The organism is Acidovorax sp. GW821-FHT11A03 (genome assembly GCF_058809075.1).
The window spans coordinates 143,288-159,937 of the sequence record NZ_JBXASG010000011.1 but is presented as its reverse complement, the minus strand read 5'-3'; the positions used below and the strand labels follow the sequence as shown (position 1 = coordinate 159,937).

Genomic DNA, 16,650 nt, shown 5'->3' with positions numbered 1-16,650 from the left:
CCGCCCATTTCAGGAGCCCGGATAGAACGGCTTGCCCAGCGACGCCGGCATGTTGATGCGGATCCACGCCGGATTGCGCGAAATCAGCGCCAGCACGACGATGGTGGCCACATACGGCAGCATGCTCAGCAACTGGCTGGCCACCTGCACCCCCGTGGCCTGCAGGTGGAACTGCAACATGGTCACGCCGCCGAACAAATAGGCACCAAGCAACACCCGTGCCGGGCGCCATGTCGCGAACGTGGTGAGGGCCAGGGCGATCCAGCCCCGGCCGGCGACCATGCCCTCCACCCACAGGGGCGTGTACACCGTCGAGATGTAGGCGCCCGCCAGCCCGCACAGCGCCCCGCCCGCCACCACCGCCGCGAGGCGAATACGCCGCACCGGATAGCCCAGCGCGTGGGCCGACTCGGGCGACTCGCCGACCGAGCGCAGCACGAGCCCGGCGCGCGAGCGGTACAGGAACCAGATCAGCCCCGCGACCAGCAGCATGGTGAGGTACACCAGCGGATGCTGCTGGAACAGCGCGGGCCCGAGCAGCGGCACGTCGCCCAGCACCGGAACCGCGTACTTGGGCAGCTCGGGCAGCTTGGCCTGCACGTAGCTGATGCCGGCGAACGCCGAGAACCCCACGCCGAACAGGCTGAGCGCCAGCCCGGTGGCGTACTGGTTGGTGTTGAGCCAGATCACCAGCACGCCGAAGATGGCGGCCAGCACGGCGCCGGCGGCCATGCCCGCCGCAAACCCGAGCCAGGTGTTGCCCGTGTGCACCACGGTGGCGAAGCCCGCGATGGCGGCGCACAGCATCATGCCTTCCGCCCCAAGATTGACGATGCCGGCCTTTTCGTTGATGAGCAGGCCCAGGGCCGCAATGGCCAGAACGGTGCCCGCGCTGAGCGTGGCGCCGATGAGCAGTGCATAGGACTCCATCAGACACCTCCTTTCCTGGTGCCGACCCAGCGCACGCGGTAGGCGATCAACGTGTCGCACGCCAGCAGCGTGAACAGCAGCAGGCCCTGGAACACGCCCGTGAGCGATTTGGGCAGCCCCATGCGCGACTGCGCCAGCTCGCCACCGATATAGAACATGCTCATGAGGATGGCCGAGAGGATCATGCCCACGGGGTGCAGGCGCCCCACGAAGGCGACGATGATGGCCGCGAAGCCGTAGCCCGCCGGCACGTAGGGCGTGAGCTGGCCAATCGGCCCCGCCACTTCCAGCGCTCCCGCCAGGCCTGCCGCGCCGCCCGAGATCAGCAACGCCGTCCACAGCGCCTTGCGCGAGGAGAACCCGGCGTACCGCGCCGCCGCCGGGGCCAGTCCGCCGACCTGCTGCGCGAAACCGGCCCGCGTGCGGAACAGGAACACCCACAGCGCCGCCGCCCCGGCCAGCGCCAGCAAGAGGCCGATGGACACCCGCGAACCCTGCATCAGGCGCGGGATCTGCGTCACTTTCTCGAAGGTCTTGGTCTGCGGAAAGTTGTAGCCCATGGGGTCCTTCCACGGGCCGTAGACCAAGTAGCCCAGCACCAGCGTGGCCACATAGACCAGCATCAGGCTGACCAGGATTTCATTGGCGTTGAACTTGTCACGCAGCAGCGCCGTGAGCCCCGCCCAGGCCATGCCGCCCAGCACCCCGGCGAGCAGGATGGCGGGCACGATCCAGGGGCCGGTGGTCTTGTCGGCCAGCAGCGCCACGCCGCCCGCCACCACGGCGCCGATGACGAACTGCCCTTCGGCGCCGATGTTCCACACGTTGGAGCGGAAACACACGGCCAGCCCCAGCGCGATGAGCAGCAGCGGCGTGGCCTTGACCATGAGTTCGCCGATGGCGTACTGCGATTTGACGGGTTCCCAGAAGAAAACCTGCAGCCCGCGCACGGGGTCCTTGCCCAGCGCCACGAACAGCGCGACGCCGATCAGCACCGTGATGGCCAGCGCCAGCAGCGGCGAGCCATAGGTCCAGAGCTTCGACGCCTGGGGACGCGGTTCCAGCTTAAGCATGCTGCACCTCCCCGGCCCGCGCCTGCTGCTGGTGCTGCTGCGCCAGGTGCGCCTGCACGTCGGCATGCCACAGGCCGCTCATCCATTCGCCGATGAGGCCCACCGTGGCCTCGGCACGCGGCACCGAAGGCGACAGGTGCCCCTTGGCGACCACGTGCAGCCGGTCGCAGATTTCAAACAATTCGTCCAGCTCCTCGCTCACCACCAGCACGGCGCAGCCCGCATCGCGCAGCGCCAGGATGGAGCCCCGGATCTGCGCGGCCGCGCCCACGTCCACGCCCCAGGTGGGCTGCGAAACGATGAGCAGCTTCGGGTTGGCATCGATCTCGCGCCCCACGATGAACTTCTGCAGGTTGCCCCCCGACAGCGACCTGGCCGCCGCATGGGGGCCGCCCGCCTTCACGTTGAAGCGCTGGATGATGGCCTCGGCGTGTTTTTGCAAGGCCCCCACCTTGATCCAGCCGCTGCCCCCGACCGAGTTGGTGCGCGTGAGCAGCAGGTTGTGCGCCAGGCCCATGGTGGGCACGGCGCCCCGGCCCAGGCGCTCTTCGGGCACGAAGTGCAAGCCCAGCGCGCGGCGCTGGCCGGGGCCCATGCGGCCCGCGTTCTGGCCGGAGACCTGGATGCTGACTGCATCAGCCCGCTGGTCTTCGCCCGACAGCGCGTAGAGCAGTTCCTTTTGCCCGTTGCCCGACACACCGGCAATGCCCACCACCTCGCCCGCCTTCACCTCGAACTGCAGGTCGATCAAATCCACCCCGAACTGGTCGGCACGCGGCAGCGACAGGCCCTGCACACGCAGCACCGTGGCGCCGGTCTGCAGCGCGCGGTGTTCCAGCGCGGGCGGCTCGGCGCCGATCATGAGGCGCGACAAAGACGCATTCGATTCTTCCGCCGGATTGCACACGCCCGTGACCTTGCCGCCGCGCAGCACGGTGCACGCGGTGCACAGCGCGCGGATCTCGTGCAGCTTGTGGCTGATGTAGAGGATGCTGCAGCCCTCGCTGGCCAGCTTGCGCAGCACCACGAAGAGTTTTTCCACCGCCTGGGGCGTGAGCACCGAGGTGGGCTCGTCCAGGATCAGCACCTTGGGGTTGGTGAGCAGCGCGCGGATGATTTCCACGCGCTGCATCTCGCCCACGCTCAGCGTGTGCACGGGGCGCAGCGGGTCGATGTCGAGGCCATATTCGGCCGCCTTGGCGGTGATGCGCTGCGTCACCTCGGCCAGCGTCAGGCTCTTGTCCAGCCCCAGCCACACGTTCTCGGCCACCGTCAACGTATCGAACAGGCTGAAGTGCTGGAACACCATGGCGATGCCCAGCGCCCGCGCCTCTTGCGGGTTGCGCACCTGCACGGCCTGGCCGTTGAAGAACACGCTGCCTTCGTCGGGCTTGACCGATCCGTAGATGATCTTCATCAGCGTGGACTTGCCCGCGCCGTTTTCGCCCAGCACCGCATGGATCTCGCCGGGCAGCACCGTGAGCGACACGCCGCTGTTGGCCACCACGGCCGGATAGCGCTTGGTGATGCCCATGAGCTGCAGCCGGGGCGGCGGCGGCGCGCCCGGGGCGGGAGGAGTAGGAGGTGAACTCATGCGGTGGATTGTCTCTCAGTTTTACAACTTGTTATAAGAATGGAAACACCTTCTTGCGCTTGTTCAGCATGCCCAAGCAGCTATTCTTTTCGTAGCGAAGAGGCCACGGTTTTCACACATTCGCGCAACCACGCGGCAGCGGCGGAGTGGTGCGTGCGCGCATGCCACAACTGGTAGTACATGAGGCGCGGAAAAGGCACCGGGCACGGCAGGATGGCCAGCGGCAGCTGCTCCACATAACGCTCGCAATACTGGCGGCCCGTGGTCAGCACCAGCAGGCTCGAGGCCACGATGCTGGGGATGAGGCTGAAATGCGCGCAGCGCGCCGTGATGTGGCGCTGCATGCCCAGGTTGTCCAGGTGGGCGTCGATCACGCCGCGCGCGCCGGGGTGGGTGGGCGTGGGCGCGATGTGTTCGGCCGCCAGCCAGCTTTCCACGTCCCAGCCGCGCCGCACGGCGGGGTGGTCCCTGCCCACCAGGCAGACGACCTCGTCGCCGAACAGGCGGCCCATGTGCAGGTCGTCCGGCGGCTGGGGCCAGTTGCCGATCACCACGTCCACCTCGCCCTGCGCCAGGTGCGCATGGTAGTGCGCGTCGGCCGAGAGGGGCAGGATCTCGATGGGACACAGCGGGGCCTCCACCTTGATGCGGGACACCAGCTGGGGCAGGAAGAGCGGATCGAGGTAGTCGCTGGCGGCCACGCGGAAGGTGCGGGTGGCGGTGCGCGGATCGAAGCCGCGCGCATCCGAGAACAGCGCCTCGGCCGAGCGCAGGATGGCGCCCGCGGGCTCCACCATGCGCAGCGCGGCGTCGGTGGGCATCATGCTGGCGCCCGAGCGCACCAGCAGCGGGTCGCCCGCCAGGTCGCGCAGGCGCTTGAGCGCGGCCGACACCGCCGGCTGGTGCATGCCCAGGCGGACGGCGGCCCTCGATACGCTGCGTTCTGTGAGCACGGTGTGCAAGACCCTTATGAGATGGAGGTCTATCTTGTCGAAAAGGGCGTGGTCTCTCATAGCAGTGCGTGCATTGATGTCATAAGCTTGTACTTATGCTGGCGGCCATTGGGCGCCCTACCCTCTGATGAACACGACTTGCGCAAAACAGGGCTCAGGCAAACCGCATCGCTCCAAGGCAATGCGGACGTCGCATCCCGATGTGCGCAGGTCCTCATGAATTGACAGCAATCGAAGAAGCGGCATCCGTCATGACCACCCAACCCTTGCAATTCCTGCGCCGCGGCCAGCCCGTGGCGCTGGGCAATGTACCACCCGATCGCACGCTGCTGGAGGTGCTGCGCGAAGACCTGGGCCACACCGGCACCAAGGAGGGCTGCGGCGAAGGCGACTGCGGCGCCTGCACCGTGGTGCTGGGCGAGGCACGGGACGGCAAGGTGCACTACAGCGCGGTGAACAGCTGCATCCGGCTGGCGCATTCGGTCCACGGCATGGCGCTGTGGACGGTGGAGGACCTGGCGGAAGACCCGTTGATCCAGCCCGTGGGCGATGCCGCCCCGGCTCCTCGTCCACCCATCACACTGCATCCCGCACAAGAGGCGATGGTTCAGTGCCACGGTTCTCAATGCGGTTTTTGCACCCCCGGTTTTGTGATGAGCCTCTTTGGGATGTACCAGAAACACATCGCCCCCACGCTCCCCACTGCGTGTGGTTCGCGGCCCCCATCCGGGGAAGGGCCCCCGGATTCCCGCGCGCCCGGGGCCCTCGCGCCTAGGGGCGGCCCGTCGGCGCTCGACCACGTCCGCCACGGCCAACCCATCACCCGCGAATTGGCGCAGGAAGAACTCTCCGGCAACCTGTGCCGCTGCACGGGCTACCGCCCCATCCTGGACGCTGCACAGCACATGGCCGCCCTGCCCGCAATGGCTGTGAACGAACCTCTTTTGCTACAAAAACTGGAGCTACTCGCGCTTACCCATCCAGCGCCAGAGGCCAATTCTTCTTATATTTCACCCACCACACTGCCTGATCTGCTGGCCGCGCGGGCGGCACACCCCGCGGCACAGGTGGTGGCAGGCTGCACCGACGTGGGCCTGTGGGTGACCAAGCAGCACAAGCAATACGAAAGCATCCTGGACGTAACCCGCGTGGCCGAGCTGCGGCAGATTCAGCAGGGCGCGCACGATATCACCATCGGCGCCGCCGTCACGCTGACCGAGGCCTTTGCCGCACTGACGGCGCAGTGGCCGCAGCTGCACACCTTTGCCACGCGCTTCGCGGGCCTGCCCGTGCGCAACTCGGGCACGCTGGGGGGCAACGTGGCCAACGGCTCGCCCATTGGCGACTCCATGCCGCTCCTGATCGCGCTGCGCGCCCAGGTGGTGCTGGCCAGCGTGCGGGGAGAACGCACCCTGGCGCTGGAAGACCTGTACACCGGCTACCGGCAGAACGTGATGGCGCCCGACCAGCTGCTGGTGCGCATCGTGGTGCCCAGGCCGGGGGTCACGGAAGTGCTCAGGGCCTACAAGATTTCCAAGCGGTTTGACGATGACATTTCCGCCGTGTGCCTGGTCATCAACCTGGACATCGAAGCCGACGTGGTGCGCCGCGCCAGCATCGGCGCGGGCGGCGTGGCCGCCACCCCGGCCCGCGCGCGCCAGACCGAGGCGGCGCTGGCCGGCCAGCCGTGGAACGCCGACACCATCGCCCGCGCCGCGCAAGCGCTGCAGGGCGAGTTCAATCCCATCTCGGACATGCGCGCCAGCGGTGCCTACCGCCGCACGGTGCTGGCCAGCCTGCTGCAGCGCTTCTGGCTGGAGAGCCAGGGCGAAGAGGCCGTGAGCGTGGAGAACTTCCGCCTGGAGGAAGCCGTATGAACCAGCGCGAAACCTTGCCCGGCGGCCTGCCCGTGAGCCGCGATGCCGTGGACGACCCCGTGGTCGCCAGCGCCGACGCCCACGCCGCCGAACCCCTGGCCCCGCCGCAGGCCAGCGCGCCCGCCAGCACCCGCGCCATGGGCCAGTCGCACATCCACGAAAGCGCGCGCGCCCAGGTGGCGGGCGCGGCCCACTACATCGACGACCTGCCCGAGGTGAAGGGCACGCTCTATGCGGCGCCCATCCTCTCCACCGTGGCGCACGGCACCTTGAACAGCGTGGACGCCAGCGCCGCCCTGGCCCTGCCCGGCGTGCGCGGCGTGGTGCTGGCGGCCGACGTGCCCGGCGACAAGCTGCTGGCCGCCTTCGCGCACGACGAGCCCGTGTTCGCCATCGACGCCGTGCAGCACGTCGGCCAGGTGATCGGCCTGGTGGTGGCCGACTCGGTGATGCAGGCGCGCCGCGCCGTGCGCGCCGTGAAGCTGGACATCACGCCGCTGCCCGCCATCCTCACCGTGAAGGAAGCGCTGCGGGCCGAAAGCTATGTGCTGCCGCCCGTGTTCGTGCGCCGGGGCGATGCACAGGCCGGCCTCGCGCGGTCGGCGCACCGGCTGCAGGGCGCCTTCGAGGTGGGCGGGCAGGAACACTTCTACCTCGAAGGCCAGATTGCCTACGCGCTGCCGCTGGAGCAAAGGCAGTGGTGGATCTATTCCAGCACCCAGCACCCGGGCGAAGTGCAGCACTGGGTGGCCCACGCCCTGGGGCTGGACAACCACGCGGTGCGCGTGGAGTGCCGGCGCATGGGCGGCGGCTTCGGCGGCAAGGAGACCCAGGCCGGCCACCTGGCCGTGTGGGCGGCGGTGGCGGCCAGCAAGTTCGGGCGCCCCGTCAAGCTGCGGCTCGACCGCGATGAAGACTTCATGGTCACCGGCAAGCGCCACCCGTTCGCGTACCAGTACGACGTGGGCTTTGACGGCGCGGGCCGCATCACCGGCCTCGCGCTGCACATGGCGGCCAACTGCGGTTTCAGCGCCGACCTGTCGGGGCCGGTGGCGGACCGCGCCGTGTTCCACAGCGACAACGCCTATTTCCTGAGCGACGTGGAAATCGCCTCCTACCGCTGCAAGACCAACACCCAGAGCCACACCGCGTTCCGCGGCTTTGGCGGGCCGCAGGGCGTGATCGTGATCGAGGCCATCCTGGGCGACATCGCGCGCGCCCTGGGCCGGGATGCCCAGGACGTGCGCCTGGCCAACCTGTACGGCAAGGACGCCGGGGAGGGTCGCAACGTCACCCACTACCAGATGACGGTGGAGGACAACATCCTGCACGAACTGATGCCGCAGCTGGAGCGCGACGCCGGCTACCGCGAGCGGCAGCACGCCATCGCGGCCTGGAACGCCACCAGCCCCGTGCTCAAGCGGGGCCTGGCGATCACGCCGGTCAAGTTCGGCATCAGCTTCACGGCCACGCTGTTCAACCAGGCCGGCGCGCTGGTGCATGTGTACACCGACGGCAGCGTGCAGGTGAACCACGGCGGCACCGAGATGGGCCAGGGCCTGCACACCAAGGTGGCGCAGATCGTGGCGGACGAACTGGGCGTGCCGCTGTCCCGGGTGCTCGTCACCGCCAGCGACACCAGCAAGGTGCCCAACGCCAGCGCCACGGCGGCGTCCAGCGGCACCGACCTGAACGGCCGCGCGGCGCAGTTCGCGGCGCGCAACGTGCGCGACAACCTCGCCTCCTTCGTGTGCGGGCTCGACAGCTGCGGCGCCGGCGCCATCCGCTTCGAGGGCGGGCAGGTGATCTCGCCCAAGAAGGTACGCCTGTTCGACGACGTGGTGAAGGAGGCGTACGCCAACCGCATCCAGCTGTGGAGCGACGGCTTCTACCGCACGCCCAAGATCCACTACGACAAGGCCACGCTCACGGGCCGGCCGTTCTACTACTTTGCCTACGGGGCCGCGTGCTCCGAGGTGGTCATCGACACGCTCACCGGCGAAAGCCGCGTGCTCAAGGTGGACATCCTGCACGACGTGGGCCACAGCATCAACCCGGCCATCGACATCGGCCAGATCGAGGGCGGCTTCGTGCAGGGCATGGGCTGGCTCACCACCGAGCAGCTGGTGTGGAACGACAAGGGCACCCTGGCCACGCACGCACCGAGCACCTACAAGATCCCGGCGACGGGGGACATCCCCGCGCACTTCCGCGTGAACCTGTGGCCCGAGGCGAACCGCGAGGACAACGTGGGCGGCAGCAAGGCGGTGGGCGAGCCGCCGTTCATGCTGGCGATCAGCGTGTACGAGGCGCTGCGCAATGCGGTGGCGGCGGGGCGTGGGGATGAAGCCACGGGGCCCGTGGTGCTGACGGCACCGGCGACCGCGGAGAATGTGCTGCGGGCGTTGGGACGCCTGACGGACTGAGTGAGCCCCCGGGCACTGGCCGGCCTGGGCCGGCAGACGCCGCGGAACGGGCTTTGCCAGGCCGCTGGCGGTGTCCCCGGGGGGAAGACGCCAGGCGGCTCAGGGGGGCCTTTCATGCAGGCCCCAGCGCCATCCTTCCCGATGCGGTCGCCTGGTTCGCGTGCCGTGTCTCCACCCGGTTGCGCCCCGCCCGCTTGGCGTCATAGCAGGCCATGTCCGCCGCATACAGCACCGAGGGCACGTCCTGCAGGCTGGCATCGAGCACCACGAGGCCGATGCTCACCCCCAGCGTGAAGCTGCGCCCCTGGTACGAAGGCTCCCAGTCCTGCACGGAGGCACGCAGCTGCTCGGCCACGGCCTGGCCGCGCGCCAGCGCGCAGCCGGGCAGCACCACCGCGAACTCGTCGCCGCCCAGCCGCGCGGCCCAGCCGACCTGGCGCACCTGGGATTCGAGCAGGCGGGCCACATGGCGCAGCACATCGTCGCCCGCATCGTGGCCGGCGATGTCATTCACCACGGTGAAGTGGTCCAGGTCCAGGAACAGCACCACGCCGTCCCCGGCGGTGTCGCCGCCGTCCCCCTCCGGCGCGCGCGGCCGCGCCGAGCGCTCGGCCAGCAGCAGGCCCAGGCGCTCGTCGAACGCGCTGCGGTTGTAGAGCTGGGTGAGCGCATCGTGCGTGCGCTCCCAGGCATGCTGCATCTGCGCCTCGCGCGCGGCGGTGATGTCCTCCAGGATCCAGACCGTGCCGCCACCCATCTCGTCGGGCCGCACGCCGCGGCCCTGCACACGGGCCCACACGGGCGAGCCGTCCTTGCGCATGAAGCAGACATCGCCGTCGAAGACACCGTGCGCGGCAAACTCGGCCTGCACCCGTTCGCCGATGCGCACATAGTCGGAATCATTGGCGTACAGGGTGCGGGCGGGTCGGCCCTGCAGCTCCCCTTCTGCGTAGCCCAGCATCACGCAGGCCTGGCGGCCCACCACCTCCAGGATGCCGTGGCGCGAGATGACGATGCCCACGGATGCGCTGTCCAGAACGGCCTGGAATTGCCCGTCCAGCGTGGCCTTGTGCTGCTGCTGCAGGCTGCCCTGCTGCACCATGCCCTGGAACACGCGCACGAGTTCGCCCACCTCGCCGTCCGCGCGCGGCCAGGCAATGTCCTGCACGGCCCCGGCCCGCGCGCCCCGGCGCAGCATCTGGCGCGCGCTGTGCGTGAGCTGCGCCAGGGGCTGGGCCATCCAGGCCATGAGCACGGCCACGAGCAGCATGCACAGCGCCATGCTGGCGGCGGCCAGCCACCAGGCCTCGCGCTGCGCGCCCTCCAGCGGCGCCAGCAGCGCCTGCGAGGGGCTGACGCGCGCCACGATCCACTGCGGCAGCGGCATGCCCGCCATGCTGACGATGTGCTGGGCCTCCAGGTGGGTCGTGCCCCGCCCCACCACCGGCTGGGACTGGTCGAGCCAGCGGGCGTACACGGGGGCGAGGCCCGCCTCGTCGCGCACCTTGCCCAGGATGCGGGCGGGGTCCGAGTGCGACAGGATGGTGCCGTCGCGCGTGAAGACGATGAGCCGCGAGTCATCGCGCGCGGGCAGCGCCATGGACGGCGGCAGCAGCCCCTGGGACTGCAGCCGCAGCGCACCCGCCACCACGCCCAGCACGGCGCCATCCTCGCGGTGCAGCGGCATGGTGAACATCACGCGCGCATCGCCGGTGCGGCCCGCGATGAGCTCCGACACCAGCGGCTTGCCATCGATGAGCGTGCGGCGCAGGGCGTCGCGCTCGGCCGGGTCCAGGTCGGCCGCCTTTTCCAGGCGCCCCGCCCGCAGATTCAGCCGCAGTTCGCCGTTGTCGCGGGCCACCTGCATGGCATCGAAGAACTGCACGGCCGGCAGGCCCTGCTGCAGCAGCCATTCGAGGGTGGACGGGGATTCCAGCATGCCCGGCGTGATGCCGGCGGCCACGGTGCGCAGCACCTTCTGGCTTTGTTCGATCTTGCTGGCCAGCAGGCGGGCCACGACCTCGACCTCGTCGGTCTGCTGGCTCACCACGCGCCGCACGGCCTCCTGCCCGGACGCCCGCGTGACGAGCCATGCCGACACCGTGCCCGACAGGGCCACCGCCAGCACCGCCGCCAGCATGAGCCGAAGCACCAGGGTCCCAGGCACAAACCAGCCCGGCGCGTCGTGCGGCGGCGCGGGGTGGGCGGGAGGCTTCATGGACACTCCGCTCTGGGAGCACCCCGGCAAGCACGGGAAGTGGCGTTGGGCATCGGAACGGGTCAAACCGGACAGGTCCCAACAAATATACGCAGCCCCTGCAGCCCGGGGCTTGGGTAGAACCCTCAGTGAAACCCAAGGACAAACCCTGAGCCACACTGCGGTCAAAGGACCATCCGCACCGGCGGCCCTTCCGCCGCGCGCCAGCCTCTGAAACTGGCGCGGACGGGGCGAGTGCCCCCGTGGAACTGGCTTTGCCAGGCCACCGGGTGCGCCCTCCTCCCGCGCAGCGAGAGCGGGGTCAAGGCGCGCAGCGACTCAGGGCGTGTTTTCTAGCAACCCGCCATGGACTGCAGCGCGCGGGGGTGGGGAAGGTTCAGCACGTTGCCGGTGCCGTGGATCAGGCCCAGCTCGCGCAGGTGGCGCAGCACGCGCGAGAAGGTCTCGGGCGCAATGCCCAGCTGCGCGGCGATCAGGCGCTTGCGCTGGTGCAGCGTGACCTGCATCGCCCCGCTGTGGTCCTGCTCGGCATGCTTGAGCAGCCATTGCGCGCAGCGCGATTCGGCATCCTGCGCCAGGCGGCTCACGGCCAGCTCGGACTGCTGCCGGTAGCCCTGCGCCATGTCCAGCAGCAGGCCGCGCGCGCCCGCGGGCATTTCGGCCAGGCTGCGGTGAAATTCATCGATGGGCAGGCGGCGCACCTGCAGGCGCGTGTCGGCCACCATGTCCACCGGCAACGGCAGGCCCATCAGCGCCGACGCGGCGTCCAGCCAGAACGGCCCGTCCACGGCTCCCAGCTGGTGGCGCAGGTAGCCATCGTCCAGCACGCCGCGCAGCACGCGACCGCTTTCCAGGTGCAGCACGGACGTCAGCACCTCGTTGCGCCTGCGCAGCACTTCACCGGCGGCAATGACCTCGGTTTCGGCGGGCAGGGAGAAATAGATAGAGGGCAGCATGGGACGGACTGTGCCGTGCCGGCGCCCGCCGAGCATTGAGCAAGATCAAACCGGAACCTCGCCGCCGGCCCCGCCGCGCGGGGGCCTTGCGCCAGCACACGGGCGGCGGCGCACTACCCGGCCCCGGGGCGCGGCGCCGGCGGCCGGCAGAAACGTGACAGCTTGTAACCACATTGTCACAGCCCGCCGCTATCGTGGGCACCTTGCCCAGAGACCACCCATCCCACGCAATGCAGAACACTCCCTGGAGCCGGCTGGAGGCGATGCTGGCGCTGCTGTCGCCGGCCGCGCGCCATGGCACGGGCCCTCTGGCGGGGCTCATGCGCGAGGGGGGCCTGCACTGCGTTTTCCAGCCGCTGGCCGACCTGCGCGAAGGCAGCATCTATGCCCATGAGGCCCTGATCCGGGGACCTCGCGGCACGCCCTGGCACACCCCCGACGCATTGCTGGAGATGGCCCGGCGCGAGCGCATCCTGCAGGACTTCGAGCTGCTGTGCGTGTTCACCGCCCTCCAGCAATGGGGTGCGCAGGAGGCCCCCGGCCGCCTGTTCGTGAACATCAGCGCCGACGCGCTGGTGCACGGCGTGGCACTGGTCGGCGCCCAGAAACTGGGCGAGACGGTGCGCAGCTTCGGCGCGAGCGCGCGCATGCTGGTGCTGGAGATCACCGAGCATGAGCGCGTGTCCGACATGCCCCTGCTGCGCCAGGCCATCAAGGCCGTGCACGCCTGCGGCGCGCGCATGGCGCTGGACGACTTCGGCGACGGCCGCTCCAGCCTGCGGCTGTGGTCCGAGGTGAAGCCCGACTTCGTGAAGATCGACAAGTATTTCATCCGCGAGATCAGCGACCACCCCGAGAACCTGCAGATGCTGCAGGCCATCAAGGGCATCGCCGACGTGTTCGGCACCACGCTGATCGCCGAGGGCATCGAGACACGCGACGACCTGCGCGCGCTGCGCGACCTGGACATCCCCTACGGCCAGGGCTGGCTGCTGGGCCGCCCGGCCCGCACACCCCGCGAGACGGTGGACCGCCCCGCGCTGGAAGTGATGCAGGACCGCCGCGTGGCCGTGCTGCCCCACCTGGGGCAGACGGCGCGCCCGGGCATCCTGCGCAGCGTGCTGGTGGTGCAGGCACCCACCGCCGCGCCCGCCACCAGCAATGACGCGGTGGCGGCGATGTTCCACGAACGCACCGACCTGCATGCGCTGGCCGTGGTGGACGGCACGCGCCCCGTGGCGCTCATCAACCGCCAGCAGTTCATGAACCACTACGCCACGCTGTACTTCCGCGAAGTGCATGGCCGCAAGCCATGCCTGGCCTTCGCCAACCAGGCCCCGCGCGTGGTGGAACTGGACTGCGACGTGGACCAGCTCGTGGGCATCCTCACCTCGCAGGACCAGCGCTACCTGAGCGACGGCTACATCGTGACCGACAACGGCCGCTACCTGGGCCTGGGCACGGGCGACCAGCTGGTGCGCGCCGTGACCGAGACGCGCATCGAGGCGGCGCGGCACGCCAACCCGCTGACCTTCCTGCCCGGCAACATCCCCATCAGCCTGCACATGCAGCGCCTGCTGGACCACCACACCGAGTTCGTCGCCTGCTATGCGGACCTGAACAACTTCAAGCCCTTCAACGACCACTACGGCTACTGGCGCGGCGACCAGATGATCCGCCTGGTGGCGCGCCTAGCCACGGCGCACTGCGACGCGCGGCGCGACTTCGTGGGCCATGTGGGCGGGGACGACTTCATGCTCGTGTTCCAAAGCAGCAACTGGCTGCAGCGCTGCAAGAACATCGTGGACGAATTCGCGCGCGAGGCGCTCACGCTGTTCGACGACGCTGCGCGGCAGGCCGGCGGCATCGACGCCGAGGACCGCCACGGCGTGCAGCGGTTCTTTCCGTGCACCACGCTGGCCATCGGCGCGGTGCGCATCACGCCCGGGCGCTTCCGCCATGCCGAGGAAGTGGCCAATCTGGCCGCGGTGGCCAAGCACGAGGCCAAGCAGGCGGCCACGGGGGTGGTGCTGCATGGCGGCTTCACCGAATCGAGCCTGAGCGCACTGGCCGCCACCCGCGCGCTGCAAGACGCGCTGGCGGCGTAGGGCGCCCAAAAATCACGCACCCCGGCGGGTGCCTGCATGGAACGAGTCCGGCCGGACCCCGGGTGGCCGTCCCCCGGGGTGAAGCGCGCAGGGGCTCAGGGAGTGCCCACCGCCGCTCCGGCCTCGAACCAGCGCTTGACCAGCGCCCGCTCGGCATCGGTCATGCCCGTGGCGTTGTTCATGGGCATGAGCTTTTGCACCACCACCTGCTGGTAGACGGCCTGCGCATGCTGCTTGACGCTGTCGGGCGCATCCAGCCGCAGGTTCTTCATCTGCACCTGCTCGCCATGGCACATGTAGCAGCGCTGGGCCAGCACGGGCTGCAGGGATGCATAGTCATTTTGACCTCCAGCGCTTTGCCCACCTGCGCCAGCAGCTCCTGAAACAGGAGCAGATCCCGCCACCGGCGCGGCAGGGGCCGCCACCGGCGCGGGGCGCATCCAGGCGATCACGCCCACGATGACCACCACCCCCACCAGCGCATACGGCAGCGGGTTGCCGTTGCGGCCCAGCTTGTGGCCGTGGCGCATCACGAAGAACTGGCGGATGGCGGCGCCCGCGAACATCATGAGGATGAGCACCAGCCAGTTCTGCGGGTGGCTCCAGGTGAAGCTGTAGTGGTTGCTCAGCATGGCGAACAGCACGGGCAGCGTGAAGTACGTGTTGTGCACGCTGCGCTGCTTGCCGCGCTTGCCGTGGATGGGGTCCACGGGCTCGCCGGCCTTGATCTGCGCGATCACCGTGCGCTGGCCGGGGATGATCCAGAAGAACACGTTGGCGCTCATGGCCGTGGCGATCATCGCGCCCACCAGCAGGAAGGCCGCGCGGCCCGCGAACCAGTGGCAGGCCAGCCAGGAGGCGATGCACACCAGCACGAGCACCAGCGCCCCCACGATGGCGTCGCCGTTCTTCTTTTGCCCGAAGAGGCGGCAGATCGCGTCGTACAACAGCCAGAACACCACGAAGAACGCCAGCGCCACCACGATGGCCGTGGCGGGGGCCCAGTCCATGCGCGACTTGTCGATGAGGTAGGTGCTGGCGCTGTAAAGATACGACACCGTGAACAGCGCGAAGCCGCTGATCCAGGTGCTGTAGCTCTCCCAGAAGAACCAGTGCAGGTGGCCAGGCAGCTTCGGGGGCGACACGGCGAACTTGACCGGGTGGTAGAACCCGCCGCCGTGCACGGCCCAGAGCTCGCCGCTCACGCCCTGCTTCTTCAGGTCCTCGTCCTCGGGCGGCGTGAGGCTGCTGTCCAGGAAGACAAAATAGAACGAGGAGCCGATCCAGGCGATGGCGGTGATGACGTGGACCCAGCGCAGCAGCAGGTTGGCCCAGTCGAGAAAGTAGCTTTCCATGGAAGTCTCTCAACTTTGGCGGCGCGAAGGCGCCGCCTTTGTGCAACCTGCTCACCACTGCGGGCGCTCTGAGCAGAAGAAGGGGGTCGCGCACCTTGGCAGAGATTCTGCCGGGGCACCGCTGCGACCCATGAAATACCGAATCAGGACAGTGAAAAGTGTATGCAGAAATTGTTCTCGATTCCAGCCCCCTCGAAGGCACGCAGGAGCGGAGTTACCCTCAGAACCCGTTCGCGCCCCCACCGCCCAGGGTCTGCAGGAGCTGCGCGGCCACGGCCACGGCGATGACCTCCGGCTCCTTGCCGTCGATGCCCCGGATGCCGATGGGGCAGGTGACCTGCGCCAGTTCCTCCTGCGCGAACCCGCGCCCGTGCAGGCGGTTTGCGAACGTCGCCCACTTGGTCTTGCTGCCGATGAGCCCGATGAACGGCAGGTCGCGCCGCTCGCGCTGGCGGCGCAGGCAGGCGGCCACCACGTCCAGGTCCTCGGCATGGCTGAAGCTCATGATCAGCACGCGGGTGCCAGAGGCCAGGTCCGGCACCGCCAGCTGCACCGGGTCGGAGTGTTCGCAGGCCACGCCGTCCGGCGCCGGCTGCGGAAAGATCCCGTCGCGGCTGTCGATCCAGGTCAGCGCGAACGGCAGCGGCGCCAGCACCCGGGCCAGCGCGTGGCCCACATGCCCGCCGCCGAACAGCGCCACCGGATGCCGGCGCGGCGACAGGCGCGCGCGCAGGCGGTCGGCCAGGGCCTGGTCGGCGGGTGCGGACAGCGTCTCGAATTCGAGGTGCACCACGCCCCCGCAGCACTGCCCCAGCGCCGGGCCCAGCGCATAGCGCATGCGGGCCGGGCCGGGCACGCCCCCCAGGCGCCGGCGGGCCTCGGCAATGGCCTGGTGCTCCAGGTGGCCGCCGCCGATGGTGCCCACTATCCGCTCGGCGAACACGGCCATCCAGGCCCCGGCTTCACGCGGCACCGAGCCTTCGGTAGACTCCACCCTTACCAGACAGGCGGGCGCGGCCGCAAGGCCGTCCAGCAGTAAAAGCACATCAGTCAATCCAGATCCTTCGCGCCATCGGGGTCCCAGGGTCCCCGTTCCGTTCCAGCCCACACCAGCCATCATGCCGTCCCCAGCCCCCGAGCGCACCCCCAGTACCCGCAGC

General features: G+C 69.4%; 11 protein-coding genes. 3 read left to right on the top strand and 8 right to left on the bottom strand.

The annotated features are described in order from the left end of the window. Window positions 1-9: 9 nt before the first annotated feature. From AC1RVY_RS24850 to AC1RVY_RS24835, 4 genes are all read right to left on the bottom strand, one after another. On the bottom strand, window positions 10-930 hold the full coding sequence (locus AC1RVY_RS24850) for an ABC transporter permease (protein ID WP_218293624.1): 921 nt from the start codon (window positions 928-930) through the stop codon (window positions 10-12). Next, window positions 930-2,003 carry an ABC transporter permease gene (locus AC1RVY_RS24845; RefSeq protein ID WP_218293623.1) on the bottom strand — a complete coding sequence of 358 codons (1,074 nt, stop codon included), beginning with the start codon at window positions 2,001-2,003 and terminating at the stop codon, window positions 930-932. Before AC1RVY_RS24845 ends, AC1RVY_RS24850 begins: the two co-directional genes overlap by 1 nt. After that, complete coding sequence (locus tag AC1RVY_RS24840; protein ID WP_492808751.1) at window positions 1,996-3,597, bottom strand: ABC transporter ATP-binding protein; 1,602 nt, start codon at window positions 3,595-3,597, stop codon at window positions 1,996-1,998. The genes AC1RVY_RS24845 and AC1RVY_RS24840 overlap by 8 nt, the downstream gene beginning before the upstream one ends. Before the next feature lie 80 nt (window positions 3,598-3,677). After that, window positions 3,678-4,610: a LysR family transcriptional regulator gene (locus tag AC1RVY_RS24835; RefSeq protein ID WP_492808749.1), complete on the bottom strand. Its 933-nt coding sequence runs from the start codon at window positions 4,608-4,610 to the stop codon at window positions 3,678-3,680. 191 nt (window positions 4,611-4,801) lie between these two features. On the opposite strand from AC1RVY_RS24835, the gene AC1RVY_RS24830 reads away from it, so the two are divergent. Further along, on the top strand, window positions 4,802-6,427 hold the full coding sequence (locus AC1RVY_RS24830) for a xanthine dehydrogenase small subunit (protein ID WP_492808747.1): 1,626 nt from the start codon (window positions 4,802-4,804) through the stop codon (window positions 6,425-6,427). Next, window positions 6,424-8,853: a xanthine dehydrogenase molybdopterin binding subunit gene (gene xdhB, locus AC1RVY_RS24825; RefSeq protein WP_492808745.1), complete on the top strand. Its 2,430-nt coding sequence runs from the start codon at window positions 6,424-6,426 to the stop codon at window positions 8,851-8,853. Before AC1RVY_RS24830 ends, xdhB begins: the two co-directional genes overlap by 4 nt. 112 nt (window positions 8,854-8,965) lie before the next feature. Here the strand turns inward: xdhB and AC1RVY_RS24820 are convergent, their stop codons facing one another. Both AC1RVY_RS24820 and AC1RVY_RS24815 read right to left on the bottom strand, forming a co-directional pair. Continuing rightward, on the bottom strand, window positions 8,966-11,071 hold the full coding sequence (locus AC1RVY_RS24820; RefSeq protein ID WP_218293618.1) for a diguanylate cyclase domain-containing protein: 2,106 nt from the start codon (window positions 11,069-11,071) through the stop codon (window positions 8,966-8,968). Between the two features lie 332 nt (window positions 11,072-11,403). Further along, entirely contained in the window at window positions 11,404-12,027 is a 624-nt protein-coding gene (locus tag AC1RVY_RS24815; protein WP_218293617.1) for a Crp/Fnr family transcriptional regulator, read from the bottom strand. Between the two features lie 230 nt (window positions 12,028-12,257). Between AC1RVY_RS24815 and AC1RVY_RS24810 the strand changes: the two genes are divergently transcribed. Beyond that, window positions 12,258-14,135: an EAL domain-containing protein gene (locus tag AC1RVY_RS24810; RefSeq protein ID WP_492808742.1), complete on the top strand. Its 1,878-nt coding sequence runs from the start codon at window positions 12,258-12,260 to the stop codon at window positions 14,133-14,135. A 95-nt stretch (window positions 14,136-14,230) separates the two neighbouring features. Here AC1RVY_RS24810 and AC1RVY_RS24805 read toward each other — a convergent pair whose 3' ends face one another. Both AC1RVY_RS24805 and xdhC read right to left on the bottom strand, forming a co-directional pair. After that, window positions 14,231-15,490, bottom strand: a complete 1,260-nt coding sequence (locus AC1RVY_RS24805) for a urate hydroxylase PuuD (RefSeq protein ID WP_369641742.1) — start codon at window positions 15,488-15,490, stop codon at window positions 14,231-14,233. Between the two features lie 220 nt (window positions 15,491-15,710). Continuing rightward, window positions 15,711-16,544 (bottom strand): xanthine dehydrogenase accessory protein XdhC, encoded by an 834-nt coding sequence (gene xdhC / locus AC1RVY_RS24800; protein ID WP_255594503.1) that lies wholly within the window; start codon window positions 16,542-16,544, stop codon window positions 15,711-15,713. Window positions 16,545-16,650: the final 106 nt, after the last annotated feature.

Bases quoted from the DNA above. Each gene is read 5' to 3' on its own strand.
- AC1RVY_RS24850 (WP_218293624.1), bottom strand. From the start codon at position 930: ATGGAGTCCTATGCACTGCTCATCGGCGCCACGCTCAGCGCGGGCACC.
- AC1RVY_RS24845 (WP_218293623.1), bottom strand. From the start codon at position 2,003: ATGCTTAAGCTGGAACCGCGTCCCCAGGCGTCGAAGCTCTGGACCTAT.
- AC1RVY_RS24840 (WP_492808751.1), bottom strand. From the start codon at position 3,597: ATGAGTTCACCTCCTACTCCTCCCGCCCCGGGCGCGCCGCCGCCGCCC.
- AC1RVY_RS24835 (WP_492808749.1), bottom strand. From the start codon at position 4,610: ATGAGAGACCACGCCCTTTTCGACAAGATAGACCTCCATCTCATAAGG.
- AC1RVY_RS24830 (WP_492808747.1), top strand. From the start codon at position 4,802: ATGACCACCCAACCCTTGCAATTCCTGCGCCGCGGCCAGCCCGTGGCG.
- xdhB (WP_492808745.1), top strand. From the start codon at position 6,424: ATGAACCAGCGCGAAACCTTGCCCGGCGGCCTGCCCGTGAGCCGCGAT.
- AC1RVY_RS24820 (WP_218293618.1), bottom strand. From the start codon at position 11,071: ATGAAGCCTCCCGCCCACCCCGCGCCGCCGCACGACGCGCCGGGCTGG.
- AC1RVY_RS24815 (WP_218293617.1), bottom strand. From the start codon at position 12,027: ATGCTGCCCTCTATCTATTTCTCCCTGCCCGCCGAAACCGAGGTCATT.
- AC1RVY_RS24810 (WP_492808742.1), top strand. From the start codon at position 12,258: ATGCAGAACACTCCCTGGAGCCGGCTGGAGGCGATGCTGGCGCTGCTG.
- AC1RVY_RS24805 (WP_369641742.1), bottom strand. From the start codon at position 15,490: ATGGAAAGCTACTTTCTCGACTGGGCCAACCTGCTGCTGCGCTGGGTC.